The organism is Roseomonas fluvialis (assembly GCF_022846615.1).
Lineage (GTDB): Bacteria > Pseudomonadota > Alphaproteobacteria > Acetobacterales > Acetobacteraceae > Neoroseomonas > Neoroseomonas fluvialis.
Map to the genome: position 1 here is coordinate 1,532,328 of NZ_AP025637.1, position 24,715 is coordinate 1,557,042.

The window sequence follows — 24,715 nt, forward strand, 5'->3', positions numbered from 1 at the left end:
TCCGCGCTTGCCCGGCGATGGTTCGGCGGGCAAGAGTCGCGCCATGATCCCGCCCCTGCGCGTGCGCCAAGGAACGGTCCCGCTGCCGGTCCCGTCTGCCGGGCTGGTGGCAGGATCGGCGCGCGCCGAGGCGCCGCCGGCGTGGAAGCGCCGGTCTGATGGGCGCGCGCTCACCGAGAGGGGACAGCGCCCGGCCGTCCCAGCGGGCATGCCCGCTGCACCGGTGCAACGATGACCCGTCGCGGGGAAGCGCCTCGGCTTCTTCGCCGGCGCGACGTCCTCGCGGCCGGCCTGGGACTTGGTTCGCTTCGCGCGGGTGATGCCCGCGCGCACATCGTCAGTCCCGGTATTCCTCAGTATTGGCTCCAGGGGGTGCGGTTCGTCAGTGTCGAGCCGCGAATCCTCGTCCAGGATACCGGCGATCGCCACTGGCGAGCCTTGCGACCGCCGGCCATATCCGGTGATTGGCCGCAGGCGTCACCGGACGGCTTGATCCGCAACGACCTGGACGTTCGGGACACCGGTCCGTCGGTGCTTCAGCAACGGGTGTGCGAGCTCACCGAGCGTCTCCTGGCCCAGCCTCGACCGCCCGGGAGCGTGCTGACTGGTCCCAACCCGGAGCCGTATCGCTGGCACCCCATGATGTCGGAGGAGGAACGCGACGCGGCGGTCTCGATCCAGGTGCAGTTCTATCTGCGTGACATCAGCCAGGACCTGGTTTTTCCGCCACCGACGCGCGTCGCGACCGTGACGCTCACCGAAATCGTCCGCTACTTCCGGCGCATCGGGCGCCCCTCGCATTGGGTGTCCGGGCCGGACGTGTCGGTCGAAACCGTCGTGCGTTCCAGTGCGACGACATGGGTGCTGGGGCGGCTCGACGCGGCGGTGACGCGGACGCTTGAACAGTGGACAGCGCGGTGATCGAGATGGCACGGCGCCGGCGGCCAGGGCGCGCAGACACCGGCGCCAGGCGCGACCATGGCGCCAGCAACTTGGACAACGGCGGCCTGATCCGACCGGAACAGGAGATCGAACGCCTGCGCTGCCTGCTGCGAGAGGGCGCCGCATCGGCGCCAGCCGTGCGGGCCGACGAGGCCTACTTCACGGTGCTGCGTGACCGCCTGCGCCAGCCGCCGCCGGCGTGACGCCCGGGCCGGTCATCGCGCGCGAGGCAGCCTGGCGGGGCATCGGCCAGGCCATCATTCCCGATGGCCACGAATGGCTACAGGCCGGTCGCGCTGCCGTTCCTCGACGCGCTGACGTGCGCCTGGAATCCGCCGCGGCATCCGCGCGCCTCACCCATAGTGATACCTACACTGCACCACCTCGATCCGCTGGTCCTCCCCCGCCTTCCCTGCCACGCGGTACACCAGCCGGTGCTCCCGCGTGATGCGTCGCGACCAGAACCCCGCCAGCGGTCCCTTCAGCGGTTCCGGCTTGCCGAGCCCCGTGCAGGGGTGGCGGCGCGTGTCCTCGATCATGTCGTTGATGCGCTGGTGGGTGTCGCGGTCGGTGGTGGTCCAGTGCAGGTAGTCCTCCCAGCCTTCGGCCGTGAACCAGACCTTCACCGGCGGAGGGTGCGCGGGGGCGGGGCCAGGTCGCGCTCGGCGGCGTCGCCGGCCTCGGCCGACGCGACGGACCGCAGCAGCCGCGCCGCGTTGGCCGGGGCGGAGAGCAGGTGGATGGTTTCCTGCCAGGACCGGAATTCGGCCTCGGCCATCAGGACGACGTTGCCCTTGCCGCCCTGGCGGGTGACCAGGATGGCGTCGCGGGTGGCAATGGCCTCGTCCATGGTGCGGGCGAGGTTGCTGCGCAGTTCGGTGTAGGACAACGTGCTCATGCCTGACGCTCCGATTTCCGTACAGATATATGTACGTCTCCCCCGGTATCCGCAAGCATTGTCCGCCCTGTGCCCGCGCCATCGGCGCTCTGGCGATCGTGCGCACCCGGTACCCCCGCCCAACTCCCCACAGAAGGGAGGGGGATTCGGGGGAGGTTCTCCTCCCCCAACCTTTCTTTTTCCCGCGCTTGCCGCCGCCCCCTCACACGACTAAGGAGGGCCGCCAAGGTACGGACACCGAAAGGTCCCCCATGGCCCCCGACACCACCCCCCCGTCGTCCCGCACTGGCCTCAGCCGGATCGAGGAGGCCTATGCCTTCGACGACGTGCTGCTGGTGCCGGCCTATTCCACCGTCCTGCCCTCCCAGACCGACACGCGCACGCGCATGACGCGGGAGATCACGCTGAACATCCCGCTGATCGCGGCCGCGATGGACACCGTGACCGAGGCGAACATGGCGATCGCCATGGCGCAGTCCGGCGGCATTGGCGTGATCCACAAGAACCTGTCCCCCGAGGACCAGGCCGCCCAGGTGCGCCAGGTTAAGAAGTACGAATCGGGCATGGTGGTGAATCCGCTGACCGTGCACCCCGACCAGACCCTGGCCGAGGTCCGCGCCCTGCAGGACCGGCACCGCATCAGCGGCATTCCGGTGGTCGAGCGTGGGTCGGGCCGGCTTGTCGGTATCATCACCAACCGCGACGTGCGCTTCGCCACCGACCCGAACCTGCGGGTCTATGAGTTGATGACGCGCGAGAACCTGATCACTGCCGGCCCCGAGGTCACGCCCGACCAGGCCCGCGCCCTGCTGCACAAGCACCGGATCGAGAAGCTGCTGGTGGTGGACGATGCCTTCCGCTGCGTCGGGCTGGTCACCGTGAAGGACATGGACAAGGCGCACGCCAACCCGAATGCGGTGAAGGATGCGATGGGCCGGCTGCGCGTCGCGGCCGCGACGGGGGTCGGCGAGGACGGGCTGAGGCGCGCCGAACTGCTGGTCGCGGCCGAGGTGGACGTGGTGGTCGTCGATACCGCCCACGGCCATTCCCACGGCGTGATGGAAGCGGTCGAGCGCATCAAGCGCCTGTCCAACTCCGTGCAGGTGGTGGCCGGCAACATCGCGACGCCGGAGGGCGCGCTGGCGCTGATCGATGCGGGGGCGGATGCGGTCAAGATCGGGATCGGCCCGGGGTCCATCTGCACCACGCGCATCGTCGCTGGCGTGGGCGTGCCGCAGCTGACGGCGGTGATGGAATCGGCCGCGGCGGCGCGCGAACGCGGCGTGCCGGCCATTGCCGATGGCGGCATCCGGTCCTCCGGGGACCTGGCCAAGGCGCTCGCCGCCGGAGCCGATTGCGCGATGATGGGCAGCGTGTTTGCTGGCACGGACGAGGCGCCGGGCGAGGTGTTCCTGTATCAGGGCCGGTCCTACAAATCCTATCGCGGCATGGGTTCGCTGGGCGCCATGGCGCGCGGGTCGGCGGACCGCTACTTCCAGGCCGAGGTGCAGGACAGCCTCAAGCTGGTGCCCGAGGGCGTGGAGGGTCGGGTCGGCTACAAGGGCCCGGTCGGCGCGGTGCTGCACCAGATGGTCGGCGGCCTGCGCGCGGCCATGGGCTATACGGGCTGCGCCACCATCCCTGACCTGCAGGCCAATGCGCGATTCCGCCGCATCACCGGGGCCGGCCTGCGTGAGAGCCACGTGCACGACGTGGCGGTGACGCGGGAGGCGCCGAACTATCGCGCGGAGGGGTAGGGTAGCCTCCAGTCGGAGCGGTTCATCCGATCGGGCGAGATTGAGCGCGATCCCAGGCGCGCCGAGGGGTCGCCGCGGGCCAGGGCGCGCGGAGGCGGGCCGGGCGGGACTCGCTTGTTGCGGCGCGGTCTTCCGGGCCATCCTGGCGGTTCACGTGCCTGGGAACGCCTGCCATGTCCGCGCCCGAAGCGGTCGTCTTTGACGCCTATGGAACCTTGCTCGACATCGATGCCGCCATGGCCGCCCATGCGCCGCGGCTGGGCGACCGATGGCCGCTGCTGTCGGCCGAATGGCGGTCGAAGCAACTTGAATACACCTGGGTGCGCAGCCTGACCGGCGCGGCCCATCACGAGGATTTCTGGCTGTGCACCCGCGATGCGCTGGCCTTCGTGCTGGCGCGGCACGGCATTGCCGATGCCGCGCTGGCGCGCGACCTGATGGAGGCCTACCGCGTGCTGCCTGCCTATCCCGAAGTGCCCGAGATGCTGCGCGCCGTGCGCGAACAGGGCATCTCCACCGCCATCCTGTCGAACGGCACGCCGGGCATGCTGGCCGATGCGCTGGCCCATGCCGGCATCGCCAGGCTGATCGACGAGGTGCTGAGCGTGGAGGAGGTGGGCGTCTTCAAGCCGGACCCACGTGTGTATCGACTGGCCAGCAGGCAATATGGCTGCCCGCCGGACCGCCTGGTGTTCATCTCGGCCAATGCCTGGGACGCGCAGGCGGCGCATGCGTTCAACATGCGCGTGGTGCGGGTGAACCGGGCCGATGCGCCGGATGAATACGGGCTGGCGGCCACGGGCGTGCCGGTGCTGCGCGATCTCTCCGGCCTGCAAGACCTGATCGCGTGACCCCTTCGGCACGGGTGGCGGCGGCGATCGCGCTGCTGGGCGCGCTCGAGGACCAATGCTTCGCCCCCGGCGCGCGGCGGCGCCCGGCTGATGCGGTGGCGGCGGATTTCTTCCGTGACCGCCGCTTCATCGGTGGCGGAGATCGGCGCGCGGTGGCCGAGATGGCCTGGGGCGTGGTGCGGCAGCGGTTGCGGCTGGACTGGCACCTGTCGCGCATCGGCATGGCGGCGACGCCGCGGTTGCTGGTGCTGGCGCGGATGCTGCTCGATGGGGACAAGTCGGGCGCGGGGGATGACCACGGCCGCACGCGCCAGGCCGCCGAGGCCGTGTTCGATGGCACGCATTACGGCCCGCCGGTGCTCGACGCCGGGGAACGGCGCGCCGCGGCGGCGCTGGCCGGTCGGCCGCTGGTGGACCGTGCCATGCCCGACGGGCCGCGGTTGAACCTGCCGGATTGGGTGCTGCCATCGTTCCGGCAGCGCTTCGGCGATGCGCTGGCGGCCGAGGCCGCGGCGCTGGAAGGCGATGCGCCGGTCGACCTGCGGGCCAACCTGCTCAAGACCGACCGCGGGCGCGCGGCGGCGCTGCTGGCCGGGGAGGGGATCGGCAGCACGCCCACGCCCTTCTCTCCCTGGGGGCTGCGCCTGCCGGCGCGCCGCCCGATCACGGGTGCCGCGGCGTATCGCGAAGGCCTGGTCGAGGTGCAGGACGAAGGCAGCCAGTTGATCGCGCTGCTGGCGGATGCGCGGCCTGGCATGCGCGTGGCCGACTACTGCGCGGGCGCGGCGGGCAAGACGCTGGCCATGGCCGCGACCATGGGCAATCGCGGGAAGATCACGGCCTGCGACACCTCGGCCGCGCGGCTCGAGGGGGCTGCGAAGCGGCTGAAGCGCGCGGGCGTGGACAATGCCGAGCGCCACCTGCTGGAACCCGGCGACCGCTGGGCGAAGCGCCGCGCGGGCAGCTTCGACCGCGTGCTGGTGGACGCGCCCTGCACCGGCACGGGCACCTGGCGGCGCAACCCGGATGCACGGCTGCGCACCCAGCCGGCCGACCTAGCCGAGTTGGTGGCGGTGCAGCATGATATTCTCGTCAGGGCTGCAGAATTGGTGCGCCCGGGCGGCCGGTTGATCTACGCTACCTGCTCCCTGCTGCCAGAGGAGAACGAGGCGCAGATGGACCGTTTCCTGGCGCAGGCCGCGGGCTTCGCGCCGGTTCCGCTCGATGGGCTGTGGGGTGCGCTGCTGCCGGGGGTGGCGGCGCCTTGCGCCGGGCCTTGGCTTTCCCTGTCACCGGGCGCGCAAGGGACGGATGGCTTTTTCTGCGCGGTGCTGGAGCGCGCGGCGTGATCAGCATCCGCCGCGCGCGGCCTGCGGATGCGCCGGCGATCGGCGAGATCCATGCGCAGGTCTGGCGGTCGAGCTATGCCGGGATCCTGCCGGAGACCTATCTCGCGTCCCTGTCGGCGGTGCGGCTCGCGGGGTTCTACCAGCGCGCCATCCTGGACCGGCGCGAGGGGCATGCCGTGTTCGTGGCCGTGGCCGGCGGCGCGGAGGCGCCGACCGCCGGACCGGTTGCGGGGTCGGCGGTGGTGGGCTTCGCCTCGGGCGGGCGGGCGCGCCGGCCGGGCATCGCGGATGGCGAGGTCGAGACGCTGTACCTTCTCGAGGATTGGCGGGAACGCGGCGCGGGGCGACGGCTGATGCGCGCCATGGGGGCGCATCTGCGCGTCATGGGCTGCCGATCGGCCATGCTCTGGGTGCTGCGCGAGAACCCCACGCGCTGGTTCTACAACCACCTGGGCGGGCGCGAGGCGGCGCGCGAAGGCATCCGCGTGGGCGGCCAGGCGGTCGAGCAGACCGCCTTCGTGTGGGACCCGATCGAGGCGCTGCTGGCGGCGACGACGCCGGCGCGCGAGGGCTGAGTTTCAGGGCAGCGCCGGCCCGCGCACGTATCCGCCGCCCAGGATCAGGTAGGCCAGCAGCACCAGTAGCAGCAGCCCCAGGATGCCGCCGAAGCCACCGACGCCGTAGTGCCCGGACCGGTAGCCCCAGAAGCCGCCGCCGCCGAACACCAGCAACACGACGATGATGACGATCAGCGTGGTCATCGCGGTCCTCCATCCATTCCAGGACCGCAGCGCGCGGGGACGGGGTTTGGTTGCGCCGCGCCGTCTTGCCCGACTCGCGCGGCCGTGCTTCACGCCGCCATGGCCGACCCCTCCGCTTCCCCCGCCCCCCGCCACGACCACGTCCTGATCCTCGACTTCGGCAGCCAGGTGACGCAGCTGATCGCGCGGCGCCTGCGCGAATCGGGCGTCTATTGCGAGGTCTGGCCCTACAGCAACGCACCCGAGGACCGCATCCGCGCCTTCGCGCCGAAGGGCATCATCCTGTCGGGCGGGCCGGCTTCGGTGAACGAGGGAGCGAGCCCTCGCGCGCCGGACTTCGTCTTCACGCTCGGCGTGCCGGTGATGGGCATCTGCTACGGGCAGCAGACCATGGCGGCGCAGCTCGGCGGCGTGGTGGAAGGGTCCGACCACCGCGAATTCGGCCGCGCCTTCGTGGACGTGACCGGCGAATGCGCCATCACCCAGGGTGTGTGGGCGCCAGGCGCCCGCGAGCAGGTGTGGATGTCCCATGGCGACCGCATCACCGCCCTGCCGCCGGGCTTCCGGTCGGTGGCCAGCAGCGAGGGCGCGCCCTTCTCGGTCATCGCCGACGATGCGCGCCGCTTCTACGGCACGATGTTCCACCCCGAGGTGGTGCACACCCCGCATGGCGCGGCGCTGCTGCGCAACTTCACCCACGGCATCTGCGGCTGCACCGGCGACTGGACCATGGCCGGCTTCCGGGCCGAGGCGATCGCGCGCATCCGCGCGCAGGTCGGGTCCGGGCGCGTGGTCTGCGGGCTGTCGGGGGGTGTGGATTCCTCGGTCGCGGCGGTGCTGATCCACGAGGCGATCGGCGACCAGCTGACCTGCATCTACGTGGACCACGGGCTGATGCGCGCGAATGAATCGGCGCAGGTGGTGGCCACCTTCCGCGACCGCTTCAACATCAAGCTGATTCATCGCGACGCGAGCGACCTGTTCCTTGGCCAGTTGTCCGGCGTCACCGACCCCGAGCTGAAGCGCAAGACCATCGGGCGGCTGTTCATCGAGGTGTTCGAGGAGGAGCAGAACAAGCTCGGCGGCGCGGATTTCCTGGCGCAGGGCACGCTGTACCCGGACGTGATCGAGAGCGTGTCCGCCACCGGCGGGCCGTCGGTGACGATCAAGTCGCACCACAATGTCGGCGGCCTTCCCGAGGGCATGCGCATGCAGCTGGTGGAGCCGCTGCGCGACCTGTTCAAGGACGAGGTGCGCGCACTCGGCCGCGAGCTCGGCATCCCGGAGGAGATCGTGGGCCGCCACCCCTTCCCGGGGCCGGGCCTGGCCATCCGCATCCCGGGCGAGGTGACGCGGGAGAAGGCGGACCTGCTGCGGAAGGTGGACAGCATCTACCTGGAAGAAATCCGCAACGCCGGGCTGTACGACGCGATCTGGCAGGCCTTCGCGGTGCTGCTGCCGGTGCGCACGGTGGGCGTGATGGGCGATGGGCGCACGTATGACATGGCGTGCGCGCTGCGCGCGGTGACCAGCACGGACGGCATGACGGCGGAATTCTACCCCTTCGACATGGGGTTCCTGGGGCGGGTGGCGAACCGCATCGTCAACGAGGTACGCGGCGTGAACCGCGTGACCTACGACATCACGAGCAAGCCGCCGGGGACGATCGAGTGGGAATGATGCGATAGGCTTCGGCATGGTTCGAGACCTATCGCGCCAACGGCGCTAAGTAGCGAAAATTATTGAGATTACCTGGTGATATGCTTCGCGATCTATCGCGCGCAAGCGAGTTGATCTGACGGCATCATTGACGGTATCAACTGGCGGGTAGTGTCGGCGTGTTAAAGCTTACCAGCCTGGAGATCCATCAAGCTCGATCCAGTTTTCACAGGTAAAGCGCTGAATTTATTGAGAATTTGGATAGACTTGACGGTATCGACTCTGACGGTATGGACGGCTCCCGAGCGGGGCGTAGCATAGTCGCTGAGGAGGATGCCATGCTAACCGATATCGCCATCAAGCGGCTGAAACCAAAAGATAAATCGTACAAGGTTGCTGACCGTGACGGTATGTATGTCGCGGTCCTGCCGTCAGGAGCGATCTCGTTCCGCTACGACTATCGGCTGAACGGGCGCCGCGAAACGCTGACCCTCGGCGCCTACGGACTTGGCGGACTGACGCTCGCCGAAGCCCGCGAGCGCTGCCTCATTGCTCGGAAGATCGTTGCGGGTGGACAGTCGCCCGCGCAGGAGAAGCAGCGCGCGAAGCGCCGCGCTGCAGAAGCACTCACCATCGCGGCCGCCGGAAAGCGCTGGTTCGAGGGCGCGCGAATGGCCGAGAGTACGAGGGCCATGCGCAAGGCAATCTTCGACCGAGACATCCTACCAACGTGGAAGAACAGGTTCCTTTCGGAGATCACGCCTGACGACCTGCGCGGGCTCTGCGCCAAAGTGAAGGAGCGAGGCGCGCCCGCAACCGCGATCCATGTTCGCGACATCATCAAGCAGATCTACGGCCACGCGATCCTGCATGGCGAGAAGATCGCGAACCCGGCTGACGAAGTGGGGCCGGCATCAATCGCGACCTTCTTGCCGAAGGATCGCGCGCTTTCGCCGTCGGAGATCCGCATTCTGTGCGACCAGATCGAACACGTCGCAACCTTGCCGACCATACGGCTCGGGCTCCGCCTCATTCTCCTGACCATGGTGCGCAAAAGCGAGCTGCTCGATGCGACCTGGGACGAGGTAGATTTTGAGAACGCTGTCTGGACTATTCCGAAGGAGCGCATGAAGCGCTCGCGCGCACACAACGTCTATCTCGCGCGACAGGCACTCGACATCATGGTCGCGCTGAAAACCTGCGCTGGCAATTCACCGTATGTGTTGCCCTCTCGCTATGAGGCCGACCAGCCGATGTCCCGTGCGACCTTCAATCGCGTCATCTACGCGGTTGTCGGGCGTGCGAAGACCAGCGGGCTGCCGTTGGGCGCCTTCACGGTGCACGACCTGCGGCGCACTGGCGCGACGTTGCTGAACGAGCTCGGCTTCAACAGCGACTGGATCGAGAAAAGCCTTGCCCATGAGGACAATCGATCGTCGCGCGGTGTCTACAACAAGGCGGAGTATGAGCCGCAGCGTCGACACATGCTCCAGGAGTGGGCGGACATGATCGACGCATGGTGCAGCGGCCAGAAGCGGGTGCCCACGCTCTATCCGCCTACGATGCAGCTTGGGCCCACTGACGTCATGCCTTCACTGGCCGCGTCCGCCGCATCCTGACATCGGGTATTGGCGCGCGCATTGACGCACCATGGTCAGCGCCGTGCCGCCGCTCCGCGAGCCATGCTGCGATTTCTGCATAGTCCCAAGCTACGCAACGCGGCGTCAGATGGAACCGTCGTGGAAATTCGCCCCGCTGCTCCATCTCGTAGATCGTCGTGTCCGATAGCGGGACGAGATCCCGAAGCTCGTGCCGTCGAAGAGTGCGGCGAAGGGCGGGGACGCTGCGCTGACTTTCGGACATGTGCCACTCCGTGACGACCGCTATTGCCATGCAGCGGCATCTATCGAGCAGAGAAAAGCCGAGATTGAACGCCGTAGTGCCGCGTCGCGTCGCTGCGTGCAAATCGGATGGTGATCCGCTGGCAACGCAAACGTCTGACCGCGCCGAAGAGGGTGAAAGTTTGGCGGCTGTCGCCGTGACGGGTTTCGGGGCCGAGAGAGAGGCTCGCGGCCGTCCCGTCATGGAGAACCGCCATGACCCGCTCCGCGACGCGGCCGGCCCCGAGCGGCCGAGCCTCGGCTGACCGCGCGAACCTCTACGACGAGATCACCGGAAAGATCATAGGCGAACTCGAGGCCGGGCGCCTGCCCTGGGTCCAGCCCTGGGGAACCTCGGGCGTGGCCGCGCCGCTGGCCCTGCCGAAGAACGCCGCGACCAGCCGACGCTACTCCGGGATCAACGTGCTGATCCTCTGGGGTGCCGTCGTCGAGCGCGGCCACACCGGCCAGAGCTGGCTCACCTTCCGCCAAGCGCTCGCGCTGGGCGGCAGCGTGCGCAAGGGCGAGCGTGGCACCACCGTCGTCTACGCCGATCGGTTCATTCCCGGCGAGGAGCGGCAGCGCGCGCAGGAGACGGGCACGGACGCCCGCGCGATCCACTTCCTCAAGCGCTTCACCGTCTTCAATGTCGAGCAGTGCGATGGCCTGCCGCCCGAGCTCACCGCGACGGCGCCGCCTGCGGATACCTCGCTCATCGAGCCGCGGGTCCAGGCGCTGATTGCGACCTCAGGCGCCGATCTTCGCATCGGCGGGGAGCGCGCCTACTACGACGTGCTCGGCGACTTCATCCGCGTGCCGCCGCCGCAGGCCTATTTCAAGCCGATCGACTGGCACCGGACCGCGCTGCATGAGCTCGGTCACTGGACGGGGCATGCGTCGCGCCTCAGCCGCGAAATCGCCAACAGCTTCGGCTCGAAGAAGTATGCGCAGGAGGAGCTGGTCGCCGAGATGACCGCGGCCTTCACCTGCGCCGCGCTCGGCATCGTGCCGAGTGTGCGCCACGCCGACTACATAGGCTCCTGGCTGGAGGTGCTGCGCGAGGACAATCGCGCGATCGTCCGCGCGGCGAGCGCGGCGTCGAAGACGGCTGACTTCCTGCTCGCCTTCGCCGCCGAGGCAGAACCTGTATGCGGGGACCCTGAGACGGCGGAGGTGGTGTCGTGACCGGCGACGGGCGAAGCCGTACCGTGCGCGACGCCCGCGGCACGATCTGGGAGATCGAGACCATCGTCGCGCCGGCATCCTGGGCGACCGCCCTGGTGAACGATGACTGGTCCGGGCTGGAGCTGGAGTCCGCGGATGCTAAGGCCTGCCGCGCGTGGCTCGCGGCACAGGAACACGACGGCTGGCGCGTCATCGACGTCGCGAGCGATGCGGAGGGACACCCCGAGGAGCCGTGGTTCTCCTGGTCAGCTGACCTCCATGGCTCGTCGTGGCGTGGTGCGGAATTGCTGACCTACTTGCGTGAGCGCGCAGCCTCATCGGGCCCCAACGCCGTCACTTCTTCCGCCGAACAGCGCCGCGATGATCAGGAATGCTAAGCGGCAAGGGCAAGCCCCGCGGCGGCACAGGCGTACTCTGAATGATGCTCGTCGTTGTCTGGCCGTGCGCAAGGAACCGATCAAGCACCGCGTCGAGCCCTTCGATCGACGGGAGGTGCACCTTCAGCACAAGGCAATCCTCGCCCGTGACACGGTGGCACTCCACGACCTGGGGAATCGCTCGCGCCAGCTCCGTCACCTTCGGCAACTGCCCCGGCGCCGGCCGAACACGCACGATGGCGCAGACCGGGTAGCCGAGGGCCACCGGATCGAGCTCGAGCCGCCAGCCGCGGATGACGCCGGCTTCCTCCAGCCGCAGGACGCGCTCGCGCACGGCAGGTGCCGACATGCCGACGCGGCGCGCGAGGTCCGCGATCCCCATGCGTGGGTCATTGCATAGCAGTTGCAGCAGTTCGACGTTGCGCGCATCGGATAGCAATTCCGAGGCGGTGCCGTTTGCGGCCATTCTTCCTCCGTCTCGAAGCCAAAAGCATAGATTGGCCTTCGTCTCGGTATGTAGCACGCGCCACTCGGATGCGACTATGTCTCCGTGTCCGCTCTAACCCCGCCGGCTCCGACCCTCGTTGATCGCGTGCCCCCGCACGCCTTCTTCGTCGTCAGCGCCGTGTTCCATTATCTCGGCCCCAGCTTTGCCGTGCTGCTGTTCGCCAGCCTCGCACCGCCGGGCGTCGCGTGGCTGCGGATTGCCAGCGCTGGGCTCGTCTTTGCACTGTGGCGCCGACCCTGGCGCGCCTGGGCGGCGTTGCCCGCCCGCGATCGGTGGGTGGTGACCGCGATGGGCGCGGTCCTTGCTCTGATGAACACTGCCTTCTACGAGGCGATCGCTCGGCTGCCGCTCGCTACCGTCGGTGCCATCGAGTTCCTCGGCCCAATTGCGCTTGCCGCGCTCGGCTTCCGCTCGCGCCGCAACCTCGCCGCGCTGTCGTTCGCCGTCGCAGGCGTCTGGCTGCTGACGGACGCGCGGCTCGCGGGCGAGCCGCTCGGCTACCTCCTCGCCTTCGCCAACTGTGCCCTCTTCGTGCTCTACATCCTGCTTGGCCACCGCATGTCCGCGGGCGGCGCCGGCGTCTCGGGCGTGGACCGCCTCGCGCTGTCCATGCTCGTCGCTGCCGTAGCCGCGCTGCCTTTCGGCGTGCGTGAGGCCGCGCCCGCTTTCGCTGACTTCTGGCTCCTCGCGGCTGCGGTCGGCGTCGGTGTGTCCTCCTCCGTCATCCCTTACGTCTGCGATCAACTCGCCATGCGCCGGCTGCCGCGCGCCTCCTTCGCCCTGTTGCTGTCGCTGCTGCCGGCGAGTGCGGCGGCGATCGGCCTGCTTGTGTTGGGGCAGGTGCCCACGCCCATCGAGGTGGCGGGTATCGGGCTGGTCATCGTAGGCGTTGCCCTGCACAGGTCAGAGAAGTAGCGGCGGCGGTGCCGGCAAAGAAGCGCCGGGCGGCCCAGCGGTCCGCAGTGCCTGCGCGTGACCGGGGGCTGCGACCCAGTCGATGCTGTCAGAGTAAGAGGGCCGAGGCGGTCCTCGTGACGGGTTGAGGGTCGGGAGAGAGGCTCCCGGCCGGCCCGTCATGGAGAACCCCCCCATGTCGACCAACACTTCGAAGTCCGCCCCCAAGGTCGCGCTCTCCGCGTCGCGTGACATCCCCTTCAACCGCCTCGTCCTCAGCCAGGCGAATGTCCGCCGCATCAAGGCCGGCATCGCCGTCGAGGAGCTGGCCGAGGATATCGCCCGGCGCACCCTGCTGCAGAGCCTCACCGTCCGCCCCGTGCTGGGCGATGACGGCCGCGAGACCGGCATGTTCGAGGTCCCCTCGGGCGGCCGCCGCTACCGTGCGCTGGAACTGCTCGTGAAGCAGAAGCGCCTCGCCCGCACCGCGCCGATCCCCTGCATCATCCGCACCGAGGGCATCGCCGAGGAGGACAGCCTCGCCGAGAACGTGCAGCGCGCGCCGCTGCACCCACTCGACCAGTTCCGCGCCTTCCAGGCGCTGCGCGAGCGCGGCCGCTCGGAGGAGGACATCGCCGCGGCCTTCTTCGTCTCGGGTAGCGTTGTCCGGCAGCGGCTGCGCCTCGCCGCCGTCTCGCCGCGCCTCCTCGACCTCTACGCCGAGGACAGCATGACGCTCGAGCAGCTGATGGCCTTCACCGTCAGCCCCGACCATGAGCGCCAGGAGCAGGTGTGGGAGGCGCTGCAACGCTCCTACACGAAGGAGCCCTACCAGATCCGCCGCCTGCTGACCGAGGGCGCCGTCCGTGCTTCCGACAAGCGCGCGCGCTTCGTCGGCGCCGAGGCCTACGAGACGGCGGGCGGGCTGATCCTGCGTGACCTGTTCCAGCCCGACGATGGCGGCTGGTGGCAGGATGCCGGGCTGCTCGACCGGCTCGCGCGCGAGCGGCTGGAGCGCGAGGCTGAGGCGATCCGCGCCGAGGGCTGGCGCTGGGTCGAGGTCGCGCCCGACTTCCCCTACGGCCACACCTACGGCCAGCGCCGCCTGGTCGGCGAGGCGCAGCCGCTGACCGAGGAGGAGACGGCGCGGCGCGATGCGCTTCAGGCCGAGTTCGACCGACTGGAGCAGGAATCCGCCGAGGCCGACGAGGTGCCGGAAGAAACTGACCGGCGCCTGGCCGAGATCGAGGAGGCGCTCGCCGCCTTCGAAGACCGGCCCGTCACCTACGATCCCGGGGAGATGTCACGCGCCGGCGTCTTCGTCAGCATCGACGGCTCGGGCGCGCTGCGCGTCGAGCGCGGGTATGTCCGGCCGGAGAACGAGCCGCCGGTCGCGGCCGAGCCAGAGCAGGAGCAGGTCGGGGCCGGCCAGCCCTCGGCCGATGCGGAGACGGAGGGCGAGACCACGGACGAGCCCGACTCCGGCACGGCCGCCCCGCCTGCCGAGCCGCCGGAGGAGGACGAGGGCATCCGCCCGCTGCCCGACCGGCTGCTGATGGAGCTCACCGCGCACCGCACCCTCGCGCTGCGTGATGCACTCGCCGCCGATCCGCAGACGGCCTTCCTGGCTGCGCTGCACGCGCTCTGCCTGAGGCTGTTCTACCGCTACGGCCTCGACTCCTGCCTGGAGATCGAGCCGAAGAGCGCGCTGTTCTCCGCCCAGGCGCCCGGCCTCACCGACACCGCCTCAGCGCGCGCGATCGAGACCCGCCACGCGCGCTGGCAGGCGCAGATGCCGCAGGAGCCGGGGGAGCTCTGGTCGGTCCTTGCCGGCTTCGACGCCGACAGCCGCGAGGCACTGTTCGCACACTGCGTCGGGCTGACGGTCAACGCGGTGCACGAGGCCTACAACCGCCGGCCCAAGGCGATCGCGCATGCCGACCGGATCGCGGAGGCCGTCAGCCTCGACATGGCCGCGGTCGGCTGGCGGCCGACGGCGGAGGCCTATCTCGGCCGCGTCACCAAGGGCCGCATCCTCGCCACCGTGCGGGAGGCGCGCGGCGCGCGGGCGGCGGAGCGCCTCGCCGGCCTGAAGAAGGCGGAGATGGCGACGGCGGCGGAGGAGCTCCTCGCCGATACCGGCTGGGTTCCCGAGCCGCTGCGCACGCCGGGCCAGGTCTTCGCCGCGGTGGAGCCGGAGACCGAGGCGGCGCCGGACGGCGAAGCGGAATTGGCGGCAGACGGCGGCGAACAGGCCATCGCCTCGGCGCCGCCGGCCGAGGACACTGAGCCCGCGGCGATCCCCACCGCCGCGATCGCCGCCGAGTAACCGGCCTCCCTGCACCTCGCGGGCCCGTCGCAAGGCGGGCCCGCATCTTCATGGAGGGACCGATGCGCGAGGATGCCGCAGCGATCGCGCGCCGCCTGGCCCGCAACGCCGAAGCAGTCTGCCGCCACTACCTCTTCAACGGCCGGCGCGAGGGGCGCTGGTGGACCGTGGGCGATGTCGCGAACACGCCGGGGCGCAGCCTGTTCGTACGGCTGTACGGGCCCGACACCGGTCGCGGCGCCGCCGGGAAGTGGACCGACGCGGCGACGGGCGAGCACGGCGACCTGCTGGACCTGATCGCCCGGGCGCGCGGCCTCGACAGCCTGCGCGACGTGCTGGACGAGGCGCGGCGGTTCCTGAGCCTGCCGCCACCACAGCGGCCGGAGCCACGCGCGCCGGTCGCGGCCGGCTCGCCGGATGCGGCGCGTCGGCTGTTCCACGCCGGGCAGCCGATCAAGGGGACGCTCGCGGAGACCTATCTGCGCGCGCGCGGCATCACCTACCTGGACGACCTGCCGGCGCTGCGATTCCACCCGCGCTGCTACTACCGCGCGGAAGAGAATGCGCCGGTCGAGACGTGGCCCGCAATGCTCGCCGCAGTGACGGACCTCGACGGCACGATCACCGGCGTGCACCGCACCTGGCTCGCGCGCGACGGCAGCGGCAAGGCGCCGGTCGCGACGCCACGGCGCGCGATAGGGCGGCTGCTTGGGAATGGTGTGCGGTTTGGCGTCGTGCAGGACGTCGTCGCCGTGGGCGAGGGCATCGAGACGATGCTCGCTCTGCGCTGCGTCATGCCTAAGCTCCCGATGATCGCCGCACTGTCAGCAAACCATCTCGTGGCACTGGCACTGCCGCCTGGACTGCGCCGACTCTATGCTGCACAAGACGGCGACCACGCAGGCATCCGCGCTGCTGCAATGCTGACCGAGTGGGCTTGGCGAGCGGGAATTGAGCCCATCGACGTGTGCCCGCGTTCGGATGATTTCAACAGCGATCTGCGCCAGATCGGCCCTCTGGAGTTGGCCGCTTGGGTGCGCGTTCAGATCGCACCTGAGGATACGGTCTGCCTATCGCCTACCGGAATTGGCTGACGTCAGCCGAGGCGTCCATCGCATTGACGCAACCATCGTTGGGCCCGTCCACAGCCAAATTCAATCGAAACATTGAACCGGGCGCGACGTTTAGTTCTCAAGCTTCTTTATAGGGCGCTTTTCGCAAGCACGGCAGGCTATTTGCTCTGACCGCTCGCAATACCGAAGCGACCCAGCAGCCGCAAGAGACCAACCAGCGCCGCCGCCGCGAGTATCGCGCCTGCCAGGAATGTCGCGCCCGGGCCGAACCAATCCCACAGCGCCCCAGCCAGGACGCTGGCGCCCAACATGGCGACGCCGCAGGCGAGGTTGAACATGCCGAATGCCGTGCCGCGTAGGGCAGCTGGCGCGGTGTCCGCCACAAGCGTTGAGAGCAGTCCCTGTGTCAGCCCCATGTGCAGTCCCCACAGCGCGATGCCGAGGGCGATGCCGGCAAGCCCATCGAAGGCGGCCAGCGTCAGATCCGCGGCGATCAGGCAGCCCAGCCCAAGCGCGAGCAGCTTTCCGCGGTCCATCCTGTCGGCCAGCACCCCGGCGGGATAGGCTGAGAGCGCATAGACCACGTTCATCAGCACGAGCACTCCGGGCACAAGAACCAGCGCCAGGCCAGCCTGCTGCGCGCGCAGCACCAGGAAGGCCTCGCTGAACCGCGCCAGCGTGAAGACACCGGCCACGGCGACGACCCACCAATAGGCGGCCGGCAGCCGTCGCAACTCCGCCAGCGAAAGTGGCACCCGCGGCTTAGCCAGGCCGGGCGGTCGCGCCGGCTCCTGCACCGCGAAAAGGATCAGCAGGAACGCGCCAACCGCCGGGATCACGGCCACCCAGAAGACGAAGTGGAAATTGTCCGCGGTCCACCACATCAGCGCGATGGCGAGCAGCGGTCCTGCGAAGGCGCCCACCGTATCGAGCGCCTGGCGCAGCCCGAAGGCGGCACCGCGCATATCCGCCGGCGCGAGATCGGCAACCAGTGCATCGCGCGGGGCACCGCGGATGCCCTTACCGATGCGATCAATGAAGCGAGCGCCGATCAGCCAGCCCACCGTCTCTGCGAGCGGGAAGATCGGCTTGGTCAAAGCCGCCATGCCGTAACCGGTGGCGGCGAGCAGCTTGCGCTTGCCGAGGCGGTCGGAGAGCGCGCCGGAGAAGACCTTGGTGATCGCCGCAGTCGCTTCGGCGATGCCCTCGATGATGCCGACCGTCATGGTCGATGTGCCGAGCACGACGACGAGATAGACCGGTAGCAGGGCATGGATCATCTCCGAGGAGACGTCCATCAGCAGCGAGACGAAGCCAAGCGCCCAGATGCTGCGCGGCAGGCGAGGCCGCGCAGCCTCGCTGCCGCCACCCGGAGTGGGTGCCGTCACGTCGCGGCCTTGGCGCCTCGACGCTTGCGGGCGGCAGTCACGACGTTGACCAGCAGGATGGCGATACACCCCGCCAGCAGCGCAGCCCCCGCCGCTGCCATCGTGACGCCGGGTACGGCCAGCATCACCAGCCCGACCAGCGCGCACCAGACGACCAGGGCCAGGGCGAGCGAGCCGTCATCGACGAACAGGCCGACGATCTCGTGCAGAATGGCGCGAAGCGTTCCCATCAGCGTGCCTCCATCGGTTGCGCAGGCGCTGCGGCCAGCCGGACGGCGAGCAGCGCCGCACCCAGCAGGACCACCGCGATCCCGATCAGCGCCAGGTCGTGGCCTGGCCACTCGATGCCCATGCCCTCGCCAGTCCAGAAGATGCCGAAGGCAGAGATGAGGACGCCCACGGCGAACTTGAGCGTGTTCTCGGGCACGCGCGCCAGCGGCTTGTGGATCGCGACCGCGGCGACCGTCACGAGCAGGGCCGCGGCGAGGGCGCCCAACGCGGCTGGGCCGATCAGCGCGGGGCTGCCAGCGGCAACGGCCAGCACCAGGAAGGCCACCTCGACTCCTTCCAGCAGCACACCCTTGAAGGCCGTGGCCATGGCGATGGGATCGACGCCCCATCGCTCGGTGGTCCGCGCCAGTTTCAGGTTAGCGGTCTCGCTCTTGAAGATCGCCTCCTCGTCATGCAGCGGGATGATGCCGGCGCCGCGCAGGATCGCCTTGCGCAGCCAGCGCATGCCGAAGAGGAGCAGCAAGACGCCGACGAAGAGCTGCAACGCCTGCTCCGGCAGTCGCGAGAGCGCCGGACCGAGCGCCAGCACGAGCACGACCAGCGCCGCGAGCGCCAGGCCGGTGCCGACGAAGGCCGATTTCCAGCCGCGCACGGTGCCGACGGCCAGCACGATGGTCGCCGCTTCCACGCATTCAACGAGCGAGGCGAGGAAGGCAGCCGATACGGTGGGGGCGAGTTCGATCCAGGTCATGGCTTGCGGCTCCAGTTCTGATGCGTGAGGCGGGGCTGGGTGAGCGGATCCTGGAAGGGGATGCCGGCTTCGACCGCGTCGCGGGTCAGGCCGACGTCGTCCAGCAGGCGGTCGTCCAGCCGGGCCAGGCGACGGCGGTCAGTGGCATGGCGCGCCAGGCGCTCGGCCGGGGTTTCCATGGGCAGGCGCGGCGGCGGCCAGCGGCGCGGCGCTCTGCGATCCGCGACGCCGAGCATGGCCATCAGCCAAGCCGGGGCGGTGTCAGCCCACATCATGGCGCCCTCCGGCAATGGCTGCGCGGAGGTCGTTGAGACGGTCGAGCGAGGCCAGCGCACGCTCGCCATCCATCGCCGCAAGACCGAGGGCGATGGCCTCGAGCGCCACCAGTGTCGCGCCATGCAGCGCGACGCGGCGTGTGCGCCCGCGCCGGGCGGGCACCACAACATCGGCGTGCCGTGCCAGAGATCGGTCGAGACTGTCGGTCACGAGGACCACCGGCAGCGCCATCCGTCGGGCCTCGCCGAACAGCGCCACCACCTCGCGATAGGCACGGCCATAGGCCAGCACGAGCAGTGCATCGCCGGGGCCGAGGTCGAGCATCTGGTCGGCCAGCGCGATACCGCTCGCATCCAACGCCCGCGTCGTGCGGCCCGCACGCGCGAGCAGCGTCGCGAGGTAGCGCGCCAGCGCCGCAGAGGGGCCAAGTCCAAAGACCAGGATGCGCCGCGCGGGATGCAAGGCCGCCACCGCGGAACGGAGCGTGGCGCGCGCTTCCGGCGTCGCCAGCGCCTCCACCGCCTCACGCTGCGTGTCGATGGCGAGGTCCACGGCGCGCCTGGATTCCTCGCCTGCCTCCGCCAGGGTGGTGCGCATGGCCTCGGCCGGATTGGCCTGGGGTGCCGCAAGGGCCGCGGAGAGTTCACGCTTGAGGTCGGGCAGGCCGGCGAAGCCGAGTGCCTGGACGGTGCGAACGACGGTCGCGTCGGAGGTGCCGGTGCGCTCAGCCAGTTCCGCGGCGGACAGCGCCAGCGCCAGTGGTCGATTCTCGACCACGAAGCGCGCGACGCGGCGTGCGGCAGGGGAGAGCGTGGACAAGGTCGCGCCGAGGCGATCACCGAAGGGATCTATGGCCTCAGTCGGCGATGATTGGGGCGCGCGTCGCGGCATATGACCCTCCTCAACGCAGTAAATGCTACAGAAAAATCGTTTATGTAGTCAATGCTCCGTCATGCTGAGCGACGATCTGCTTGCCCGGATGCACCGCCTGGCAAGGCAACAAATCCGCGATCCAGTGGATTGATTTCACTTCCCGATTCCCGCGTCGCCGCGGACGCACGCGGCAGTTGTCCATCAGGGAAGGCGTCGAGGCAGGCATGAGACCTGGACTCGGCATTCTTTCGTCCACGCGGAGCACTTCAACTCATGCTCCTCGCCGATCACGGCGCCCACGGCCTTCTCACGGGCGATCGGGCCCGGGCCGCTCCCTCCCCGCAACGCCGTCGCGCAGCTTTCTTCCCCGCGGCCCTGACGGGCCGCTTCCTCGCGAGGCAAGAAAGCCGCGCGCCGCCGTCCTCCGCTGCGCTGCGGCCCTCCGGCTTCGCCTGCGGGTGCCGGTCCGTCCCGCCCCCGGCCGGGTGATCGCCACGAAGGCCGCGATGGGCGCGGCCCGTGACAGCGAGGACCCGGCCATGACCGACCGCTTCGACGACGCCGAACCCACCCACGCCGCCTCCGCCACCGCGCATCTGCTCGACGAGCTCCAGCTCCACGGCTACCGCCCCTTCGCCGACGAGCCCGACCCGCGGTCGCTGCCCGATCCCGACCGCCTCTCCGGCGCCGTCGCCGACATCTTCGACGCCCTCGTCGCGAGCGTCGGCGAGACGCGCCTCGAGCCCGACCTGCCTGACCTGCTCTGGTCGCTGGTCAACCTCTTCCATCGCGGCATCGACCGCATCGGCCGCGAGCTCGACACCAACGAGGCCGCGCAGCAGCGCTCCCAGCGCGAGCAGGACGGCTCCGAGGTCCGCTCCGTCGAGCTGGAACGCCTCCTCGCCCAGGGCCTCACGCTCATCGAGCGCCGCAACGCCTTCGAGTTCCTCCGCGACGCCGCCGCCGAGCACTTCGAGCATTACACCGGCTCCGCCTGGCGTCCGCGCGCGGGATCGATGGTCAGCCGCCGCACGATGACGGCGGCGATGATCGACAGCCGCGACTTCCTCGCCGCCAGGCGCCGCGCCGAAACTGAGCTGCTGCTGCCCGCAGGCGTGCGCATCGCGTTCGCCGGCGGTGTCGAGTGCAACGACCACCAGCGCATCTGGGCCGCGCTCGACCGCGTTCACGCGAAGCACCCCGAAATGGTGCTGCTGCATGGCGGCACACCGAAGGGCGCCGAGCGCATCGCCGCCTGCTGGGCCGACCATCGCAAGGTGCCGCAGATCGTCTTCAAGCCGGACTGGCACCGGCACGCCAAGGCCGCACCGTTCAAGCGCAACGACGCGCTGCTCGAGACGCTGCCGATCGGCGTCATCGTCTTCCCAGGCTCGGGCGTCACCGACAACCTGGCCGACAAGGCGAAGCGCCTCGGCATCCCGCTCTTCGACTTCCGCGGGGGCGGCGGGTAGCGACGCCCGCATGACGATGCGCTCGCGCAAAGGCGAACCGCTGCGCGCCCGCGATCCGCTACAATCGGCGCGCAGCATCGCGCCTCGGCCGAGGAGGGTCGCATGACGCTCGGCATTGTCGTCAGCCTGTTCGGCCTCGGCACGGCGCTCGTGCTGCTGTTCACGCTCGCCATCTACGCCGTGCCGTTCTTCGTCGCGCTGACGATCGGCATGTGGGCATTCGAGACGGGCGCGGGTGTCATCGGCGCGACGCTGGTTGGCCTAGTCGCGGGCGTGGTGGCGCTGTTCGCCGCGCAACTGCTCTTCGCCTCTGTGCGCTCGCTCGTCCTCCGGGCCGTCATCGCGCTGCTGTTCGCCGTACCGGCCGCCGTGGCTGGTTACCACGCGGTGCTCGGGATCTCGGCGCTGCTCGTGCCGTCGGAAGCCTGGCGACACGTGTTCGCGGCAATTGGCGGCTTCGTCGTGGGTGTCTCAGCAGCCGTCCAGCTGGCTGCGTTCGCGGGCGCCGGCGCCCAGCCGATGCAGGTCACCGTTGGCCGTCGTGACGCAGAGTTTGCCGAAGGGGCGGGACCGGATCAGCCTCGCCTGCCATCGCCCTCTACGGCACGCCTGACCGCGCCATCATCGGAACCGCGAGGCTAAGCCCAAGGTGGGCGGCCCTCGTCGGGAACATCAGCGCCGCGACCCTTACAGCCGGGATGATGCGCAACAGGGCCAGCGTTTCGCCTTCCCCGTTTCGGCCGGATCCTCCCTTGTGCACGCCATGGGCGCCGAGACCGCGATGCCTGGTTCATCGCGCTTGTGCCGGGCGCGGCGACCGTCGCCTGCTGTCTCCGTGGTCCGTCCGGTGTCGCGCTGCCACGCTGCCTCGGATGGCCTGATCTGGCCGAGGGACGGCTGACGCCTCGGGCGCCCCGGCCGCAACGGCGCGGATGCGACTTTCTTCCCCTGCGCGTGCCGCGCATTCCTCGCGAGGCAAGAAAGTCTCCCAGCCCCGTCCTCCGCTGCGCTGCGGCTCCTGCGGAGTGCGTCGGCGCCCGCCCCCGGCCGGGCGATCGCCATCGAGATCCTATGAGGGCGGACCGGCAACCTGCTCAGGTGCGGCGGGTGTCATTGGCCGTGAAGGAAAGGAGCGGGAAGTCGATGTCGCAGAACCATGCACGCAGAACAGGTGATGGCGAGCTCGCTGAGGTCGTCGTCTCCGTAGAACTCAGCCGAAAGACATGGCTGATCACCTCGCTGTCGCCCGGCGCGGGCGAGAAGCTGTCGCGTCACACAGTCCCTGGCGGCGATCTCGCCGGCCTGCTGGAACGCCTCGGTCGACTGCGGCAAAAGGCACGTGCGCGAACCGGCCAGGAGTTCCCTATCACTGTCATCCAGGAGGCCGGGCTCGACGGCTTCTGGGTGCACCGGGTCCTGCAGGCGGAGGGACACGAAAGCCACGTCGTTGACGCCGCCTCGATCGCCACGTCGCGCCGGCTCCGGCGGATCAAGACGGATCGGCTCGACGGCGAGAGCCTGATCCGCGCGCTGCTCGCCTTCAAGCGCGGTGAGCCGCGCGTCTGCTCGATGCTGCGCGTGCCGTCTCCCGCCGAGGAGGACCGCCGCCGCATCGCGCGCGAACGCAAGGTGCTCATGCAGGAGCGCATCCAGCACAGCAACCGGATCAAGGGCCTGCTCTTTTCGCAGGGCATCACCGGGTACGATCCCCTCAAGCGCGATCGCCGCGAGCGCCTCGAGGCGCTGCGAACCGGCGATGGGTGCGATCTCCCTCATCACCTGAAACGCCAGGTCGAGCGCGAGCTCGACCGCCTGGAGCTTCTGCTCGACCAGATCAAGGCCGTCGAGGGCGAGCGCGATACCATGCTCGCCGAGGAGCGGCAGTCGTCGCGCGAGGTGGCCGTACTGTCGAACGTCGTCGGCGTCGGCCCGGAGTTCGCCGCCGTCCTCTGGAGCGAGGGCCTCTACCGCCACTTCGACAACCGTCGCCAAGTCGCAGCCTATGCGGGCCTCGCGCCGACACCCTGGCAGAGCGGATCCATTGACCGGGAGCAGGGCATCGGGAAGTCGGGCAATCCCCGGCTGCGCGCCACGCTGCTGGAGATGTCCTGGCTATGGCTGCGCCATCAGCCCGCATCCGCGCTCAGTCGCTGGTTCAACACGCGCGTCGCCCAGAACGGCGGCCGCTTCAAGAAGGTCATGATCACGGCACTGGCGCGCAAGCTGGTCGTGGCGCTCTGGAAATACGTCACCGCCGGCGTCGTCATCGAGGGCGCGGTCGTGCGCGCATGACACGCTGACTCACCGTTCGGCCTGGGCCTGATCAGCCCGCCGGAACCAGGTGGACGACCGCATCGCGGCATGGCCAACACGCCGTCATCGAGAATGGTCTCGTCCTCCTGAGCCCTTGCCGCCGCAGGCGGGATGTTGGTGCAGCCGCAGGCGCGGCGACCGGATGTGAGGTTGATACGTGCACGGGCGCGGATCAGCAGATGGGCTCAGACCTGAGGTTCAGGGCGGGATGCGGGCCGGCGCAGGCCAGCCACGGTTTCGGGCTGCACTGGCTGCCATCGTCTTCTCGGCAGACATGCCGGGCAGCCGCCGTGCGGCCTCTCTGTCGGCTGGTCTGGCGTCGTCCGGCCTATGGCCAGCAACGGCTTCGCCGACCTTCTTCCCCTGCGCCACCACCCCACGCGGCAAGCCGCGTGGGGGCCCCGGTTTTCCGCGCATTCCTCGCGAGGCAAGAAGCTCGGCTGCCGCCGTCCTCCGCTGCGCTGCGGCCCTGCGGGTGCAAGCCGGCCGGCCGACGCCTCTCGACCGCCGTCGAGGCCGCATCGGGCGGCTTCGCACAGCAGTCAGGAGATACGACGATGGCTCAGATCGGCAGCTTCACCCGCGGCGAGGACGGCAGCTTCAACGGCACGATCCGCACGCTGAACATCAACGTCAAGGCAACCATCCGCCCGGTCGCCAAGGACGGCGAGCGCAGCCCCGACTACCGGGTCACCGTCGGCGGCGTCGAACTCGGCGCCGGCTGGAGCAAGGCGGCGAAGGACACCGGCACCGAATACGTGTCGGTCAAGCTCGACGATCCGTCCTTCAACGCCCCGGTCTACGCCAGTCTGGTGGCGGGCGAGAACGGCGAGCACCGCCTGATCTGGTCGCGCTGACCGCGGCCACGGACGCTCCGCCGCCGGCGGAGCGTCCGATCTGCGCGCTACAGCCCTCCGGATCCCACAAGCACCTTGACCTGAAACCCTC

General features: G+C 69.7%; 27 protein-coding genes. 17 read left to right on the forward strand and 10 right to left on the reverse strand.

Translation table 11 applies throughout. From position 1 onward, the window contains the following. The first annotated feature begins 231 nt into the window (after nt 1-231). Together MWM08_RS07500 and MWM08_RS07505 are read left to right on the forward strand one after the other, a co-directional pair. Nucleotides 232-921 (forward strand): hypothetical protein, encoded by a 690-nt coding sequence (locus MWM08_RS07500; protein WP_244458837.1) that lies wholly within the window; start codon nt 232-234, stop codon nt 919-921. Nucleotides 922-992: 71 nt separating this feature from the next. Further along, on the forward strand, nt 993-1,145 hold the full coding sequence (locus MWM08_RS07505) for a hypothetical protein (RefSeq protein WP_244458838.1): 153 nt from the start codon (nt 993-995) through the stop codon (nt 1,143-1,145). Between the two features lie 150 nt (nt 1,146-1,295). Here the strand turns inward: MWM08_RS07505 and MWM08_RS07510 are convergent, their stop codons facing one another. Beyond that, complete coding sequence (locus MWM08_RS07510) at nt 1,296-1,568, reverse strand: Txe/YoeB family addiction module toxin (RefSeq protein WP_244458839.1); 273 nt, start codon at nt 1,566-1,568, stop codon at nt 1,296-1,298. Then, entirely contained in the window at nt 1,565-1,840 is a 276-nt protein-coding gene (locus MWM08_RS07515; protein WP_244458840.1) for a type II toxin-antitoxin system Phd/YefM family antitoxin, read from the reverse strand. The genes MWM08_RS07510 and MWM08_RS07515 overlap by 4 nt, the downstream gene beginning before the upstream one ends. A 251-nt stretch (nt 1,841-2,091) precedes the next feature. On the opposite strand from MWM08_RS07515, the gene guaB reads away from it, so the two are divergent. From guaB to MWM08_RS07535, 4 genes are all read left to right on the forward strand, one after another. Further along, nucleotides 2,092-3,597, forward strand: a complete 1,506-nt coding sequence (gene guaB, locus MWM08_RS07520; protein ID WP_244458841.1) for an IMP dehydrogenase — start codon at nt 2,092-2,094, stop codon at nt 3,595-3,597. Nucleotides 3,598-3,770: 173 nt separating this feature from the next. Beyond that, a complete protein-coding gene (locus MWM08_RS07525) occupies nt 3,771-4,448 on the forward strand; it encodes a haloacid dehalogenase type II (protein ID WP_244458842.1) in 678 nt (225 codons plus the stop codon). Continuing rightward, nucleotides 4,445-5,797: an RsmB/NOP family class I SAM-dependent RNA methyltransferase gene (locus MWM08_RS07530; RefSeq protein ID WP_244458843.1), complete on the forward strand. Its 1,353-nt coding sequence runs from the start codon at nt 4,445-4,447 to the stop codon at nt 5,795-5,797. Before MWM08_RS07525 ends, MWM08_RS07530 begins: the two co-directional genes overlap by 4 nt. Then, a complete protein-coding gene (locus tag MWM08_RS07535; RefSeq protein ID WP_244458844.1) occupies nt 5,794-6,372 on the forward strand; it encodes a GNAT family N-acetyltransferase in 579 nt (192 codons plus the stop codon). The genes MWM08_RS07530 and MWM08_RS07535 overlap by 4 nt, the downstream gene beginning before the upstream one ends. A gap of 3 nt (nt 6,373-6,375) precedes the next feature. Here MWM08_RS07535 and MWM08_RS07540 read toward each other — a convergent pair whose 3' ends face one another. Further along, nucleotides 6,376-6,558, reverse strand: a complete 183-nt coding sequence (locus MWM08_RS07540) for a hypothetical protein (RefSeq protein WP_244458845.1) — start codon at nt 6,556-6,558, stop codon at nt 6,376-6,378. Between the two features lie 99 nt (nt 6,559-6,657). Here MWM08_RS07540 and guaA point away from each other — a divergent pair, with 99 nt between their 5' ends. Both guaA and MWM08_RS07550 read left to right on the forward strand, forming a co-directional pair. Beyond that, nucleotides 6,658-8,238, forward strand: coding sequence for a glutamine-hydrolyzing GMP synthase (gene guaA / locus MWM08_RS07545; protein ID WP_244458846.1), 1,581 nt, complete (start codon nt 6,658-6,660; stop codon nt 8,236-8,238). Nucleotides 8,239-8,555: 317 nt separating this feature from the next. Continuing rightward, a complete protein-coding gene (locus MWM08_RS07550) occupies nt 8,556-9,836 on the forward strand; it encodes a tyrosine-type recombinase/integrase (protein ID WP_244458847.1) in 1,281 nt (426 codons plus the stop codon). Here MWM08_RS07550 and MWM08_RS26460 read toward each other — a convergent pair. After that, on the reverse strand, nt 9,802-10,302 hold the full coding sequence (locus tag MWM08_RS26460) for a helix-turn-helix transcriptional regulator (RefSeq protein WP_341482860.1): 501 nt from the start codon (nt 10,300-10,302) through the stop codon (nt 9,802-9,804). The two genes, MWM08_RS07550 and MWM08_RS26460, sit on opposite strands and share 35 nt — an antisense overlap. Nucleotides 10,303-10,313: 11 nt before the next feature. Between MWM08_RS26460 and MWM08_RS07560 the strand changes: the two genes are divergently transcribed. Together MWM08_RS07560 and MWM08_RS07565 are read left to right on the forward strand one after the other, a co-directional pair. Then, complete coding sequence (locus MWM08_RS07560; protein ID WP_244458848.1) at nt 10,314-11,282, forward strand: ArdC family protein; 969 nt, start codon at nt 10,314-10,316, stop codon at nt 11,280-11,282. Then, nucleotides 11,279-11,659 carry a hypothetical protein gene (locus MWM08_RS07565; RefSeq protein WP_244458849.1) on the forward strand — a complete coding sequence of 127 codons (381 nt, stop codon included), beginning with the start codon at nt 11,279-11,281 and terminating at the stop codon, nt 11,657-11,659. Before MWM08_RS07560 ends, MWM08_RS07565 begins: the two co-directional genes overlap by 4 nt. Here the strand turns inward: MWM08_RS07565 and MWM08_RS07570 are convergent. Further along, on the reverse strand, nt 11,616-12,125 hold the full coding sequence (locus MWM08_RS07570; RefSeq protein ID WP_244458850.1) for an Lrp/AsnC family transcriptional regulator: 510 nt from the start codon (nt 12,123-12,125) through the stop codon (nt 11,616-11,618). The two genes, MWM08_RS07565 and MWM08_RS07570, sit on opposite strands and share 44 nt — an antisense overlap. Nucleotides 12,126-12,251: 126 nt before the next feature. Here MWM08_RS07570 and MWM08_RS07575 point away from each other — a divergent pair, with 126 nt between their 5' ends. The 3 genes from MWM08_RS07575 (at nt 12,252) to MWM08_RS07585 (ending at nt 16,484) form a co-directional block, all read left to right on the forward strand. After that, on the forward strand, nt 12,252-13,082 hold the full coding sequence (locus MWM08_RS07575) for an EamA family transporter (RefSeq protein ID WP_244458851.1): 831 nt from the start codon (nt 12,252-12,254) through the stop codon (nt 13,080-13,082). A 175-nt stretch (nt 13,083-13,257) separates the two neighbouring features. Continuing rightward, nucleotides 13,258-15,390, forward strand: coding sequence for a ParB/RepB/Spo0J family partition protein (locus MWM08_RS07580; protein WP_244458852.1), 2,133 nt, complete (start codon nt 13,258-13,260; stop codon nt 15,388-15,390). Nucleotides 15,391-15,452: 62 nt separating this feature from the next. Next, nucleotides 15,453-16,484 (forward strand): DUF7146 domain-containing protein, encoded by a 1,032-nt coding sequence (locus MWM08_RS07585; RefSeq protein ID WP_244458853.1) that lies wholly within the window; start codon nt 15,453-15,455, stop codon nt 16,482-16,484. A gap of 137 nt (nt 16,485-16,621) precedes the next feature. Here MWM08_RS07585 and MWM08_RS07590 read toward each other — a convergent pair whose 3' ends face one another. Genes MWM08_RS07590 through MWM08_RS07610 form a run of 5 tightly spaced genes read right to left on the reverse strand, consistent with a single transcriptional unit; the run spans nt 16,622 to nt 19,928 of the window. Next, complete coding sequence (locus tag MWM08_RS07590) at nt 16,622-17,851, reverse strand: MFS transporter (protein ID WP_244458854.1); 1,230 nt, start codon at nt 17,849-17,851, stop codon at nt 16,622-16,624. After that, nucleotides 17,848-18,081, reverse strand: coding sequence for a hypothetical protein (locus MWM08_RS07595; RefSeq protein WP_244458855.1), 234 nt, complete (start codon nt 18,079-18,081; stop codon nt 17,848-17,850). The genes MWM08_RS07590 and MWM08_RS07595 overlap by 4 nt, the downstream gene beginning before the upstream one ends. Beyond that, nucleotides 18,081-18,833 (reverse strand): COG4280 domain-containing protein, encoded by a 753-nt coding sequence (locus MWM08_RS07600; RefSeq protein WP_244458856.1) that lies wholly within the window; start codon nt 18,831-18,833, stop codon nt 18,081-18,083. Before MWM08_RS07600 ends, MWM08_RS07595 begins: the two co-directional genes overlap by 1 nt. Then, on the reverse strand, nt 18,830-19,075 hold the full coding sequence (locus MWM08_RS07605) for a YjiS-like domain-containing protein (protein ID WP_244458857.1): 246 nt from the start codon (nt 19,073-19,075) through the stop codon (nt 18,830-18,832). The genes MWM08_RS07600 and MWM08_RS07605 overlap by 4 nt, the downstream gene beginning before the upstream one ends. Nucleotides 19,076-19,094: 19 nt before the next feature. Continuing rightward, the gene (locus tag MWM08_RS07610; protein WP_244458858.1) at nt 19,095-19,928 is read right to left on the reverse strand and encodes a MurR/RpiR family transcriptional regulator; all 834 of its coding nucleotides are present in this window, start codon (nt 19,926-19,928) and stop codon (nt 19,095-19,097) included. Between the two features lie 593 nt (nt 19,929-20,521). On the opposite strand from MWM08_RS07610, the gene MWM08_RS07615 reads away from it, so the two are divergent. The 4 genes from MWM08_RS07615 (at nt 20,522) to MWM08_RS07630 (ending at nt 24,624) form a co-directional block, all read left to right on the forward strand. Beyond that, nucleotides 20,522-21,454: a DUF2493 domain-containing protein gene (locus tag MWM08_RS07615; protein WP_244458859.1), complete on the forward strand. Its 933-nt coding sequence runs from the start codon at nt 20,522-20,524 to the stop codon at nt 21,452-21,454. A gap of 102 nt (nt 21,455-21,556) precedes the next feature. Further along, a complete protein-coding gene (locus MWM08_RS07620) occupies nt 21,557-22,096 on the forward strand; it encodes a hypothetical protein (protein WP_244458860.1) in 540 nt (179 codons plus the stop codon). A 501-nt stretch (nt 22,097-22,597) separates the two neighbouring features. Continuing rightward, the gene (locus tag MWM08_RS07625) at nt 22,598-23,746 is read left to right on the forward strand and encodes an IS110 family RNA-guided transposase (RefSeq protein ID WP_244408572.1); all 1,149 of its coding nucleotides are present in this window, start codon (nt 22,598-22,600) and stop codon (nt 23,744-23,746) included. Between the two features lie 578 nt (nt 23,747-24,324). Next, nucleotides 24,325-24,624 carry a DUF736 domain-containing protein gene (locus MWM08_RS07630; protein ID WP_244408573.1) on the forward strand — a complete coding sequence of 100 codons (300 nt, stop codon included), beginning with the start codon at nt 24,325-24,327 and terminating at the stop codon, nt 24,622-24,624. Nucleotides 24,625-24,715 lie beyond the last annotated feature (91 nt).

Coding starts and splice junctions, on each gene's coding strand:
- MWM08_RS07500 (WP_244458837.1), top strand. CDS start 232: ATGACCCGTCGCGGGGAAGCGCCTCGGCTTCTTCGCCGGCGCGACGTC.
- MWM08_RS07515 (WP_244458840.1), bottom strand. CDS start 1,840: ATGAGCACGTTGTCCTACACCGAACTGCGCAGCAACCTCGCCCGCACC.
- guaB (WP_244458841.1), top strand. CDS start 2,092: ATGGCCCCCGACACCACCCCCCCGTCGTCCCGCACTGGCCTCAGCCGG.
- MWM08_RS07525 (WP_244458842.1), top strand. CDS start 3,771: ATGTCCGCGCCCGAAGCGGTCGTCTTTGACGCCTATGGAACCTTGCTC.
- MWM08_RS07540 (WP_244458845.1), bottom strand. CDS start 6,558: ATGACCACGCTGATCGTCATCATCGTCGTGTTGCTGGTGTTCGGCGGC.
- guaA (WP_244458846.1), top strand. CDS start 6,658: ATGGCCGACCCCTCCGCTTCCCCCGCCCCCCGCCACGACCACGTCCTG.
- MWM08_RS07550 (WP_244458847.1), top strand. CDS start 8,556: ATGCTAACCGATATCGCCATCAAGCGGCTGAAACCAAAAGATAAATCG.
- MWM08_RS26460 (WP_341482860.1), bottom strand. CDS start 10,302: ATGACGGGACGGCCGCGAGCCTCTCTCTCGGCCCCGAAACCCGTCACG.
- MWM08_RS07560 (WP_244458848.1), top strand. CDS start 10,314: ATGACCCGCTCCGCGACGCGGCCGGCCCCGAGCGGCCGAGCCTCGGCT.
- MWM08_RS07570 (WP_244458850.1), bottom strand. CDS start 12,125: ATGGCCGCAAACGGCACCGCCTCGGAATTGCTATCCGATGCGCGCAAC.
- MWM08_RS07580 (WP_244458852.1), top strand. CDS start 13,258: ATGTCGACCAACACTTCGAAGTCCGCCCCCAAGGTCGCGCTCTCCGCG.
- MWM08_RS07585 (WP_244458853.1), top strand. CDS start 15,453: ATGCGCGAGGATGCCGCAGCGATCGCGCGCCGCCTGGCCCGCAACGCC.
- MWM08_RS07595 (WP_244458855.1), bottom strand. CDS start 18,081: ATGGGAACGCTTCGCGCCATTCTGCACGAGATCGTCGGCCTGTTCGTC.
- MWM08_RS07600 (WP_244458856.1), bottom strand. CDS start 18,833: ATGACCTGGATCGAACTCGCCCCCACCGTATCGGCTGCCTTCCTCGCC.
- MWM08_RS07605 (WP_244458857.1), bottom strand. CDS start 19,075: ATGGCCATGCTCGGCGTCGCGGATCGCAGAGCGCCGCGCCGCTGGCCG.
- MWM08_RS07615 (WP_244458859.1), top strand. CDS start 20,522: ATGACCGACCGCTTCGACGACGCCGAACCCACCCACGCCGCCTCCGCC.
- MWM08_RS07620 (WP_244458860.1), top strand. CDS start 21,557: ATGACGCTCGGCATTGTCGTCAGCCTGTTCGGCCTCGGCACGGCGCTC.
- MWM08_RS07625 (WP_244408572.1), top strand. CDS start 22,598: ATGTCGCAGAACCATGCACGCAGAACAGGTGATGGCGAGCTCGCTGAG.
- MWM08_RS07630 (WP_244408573.1), top strand. CDS start 24,325: ATGGCTCAGATCGGCAGCTTCACCCGCGGCGAGGACGGCAGCTTCAAC.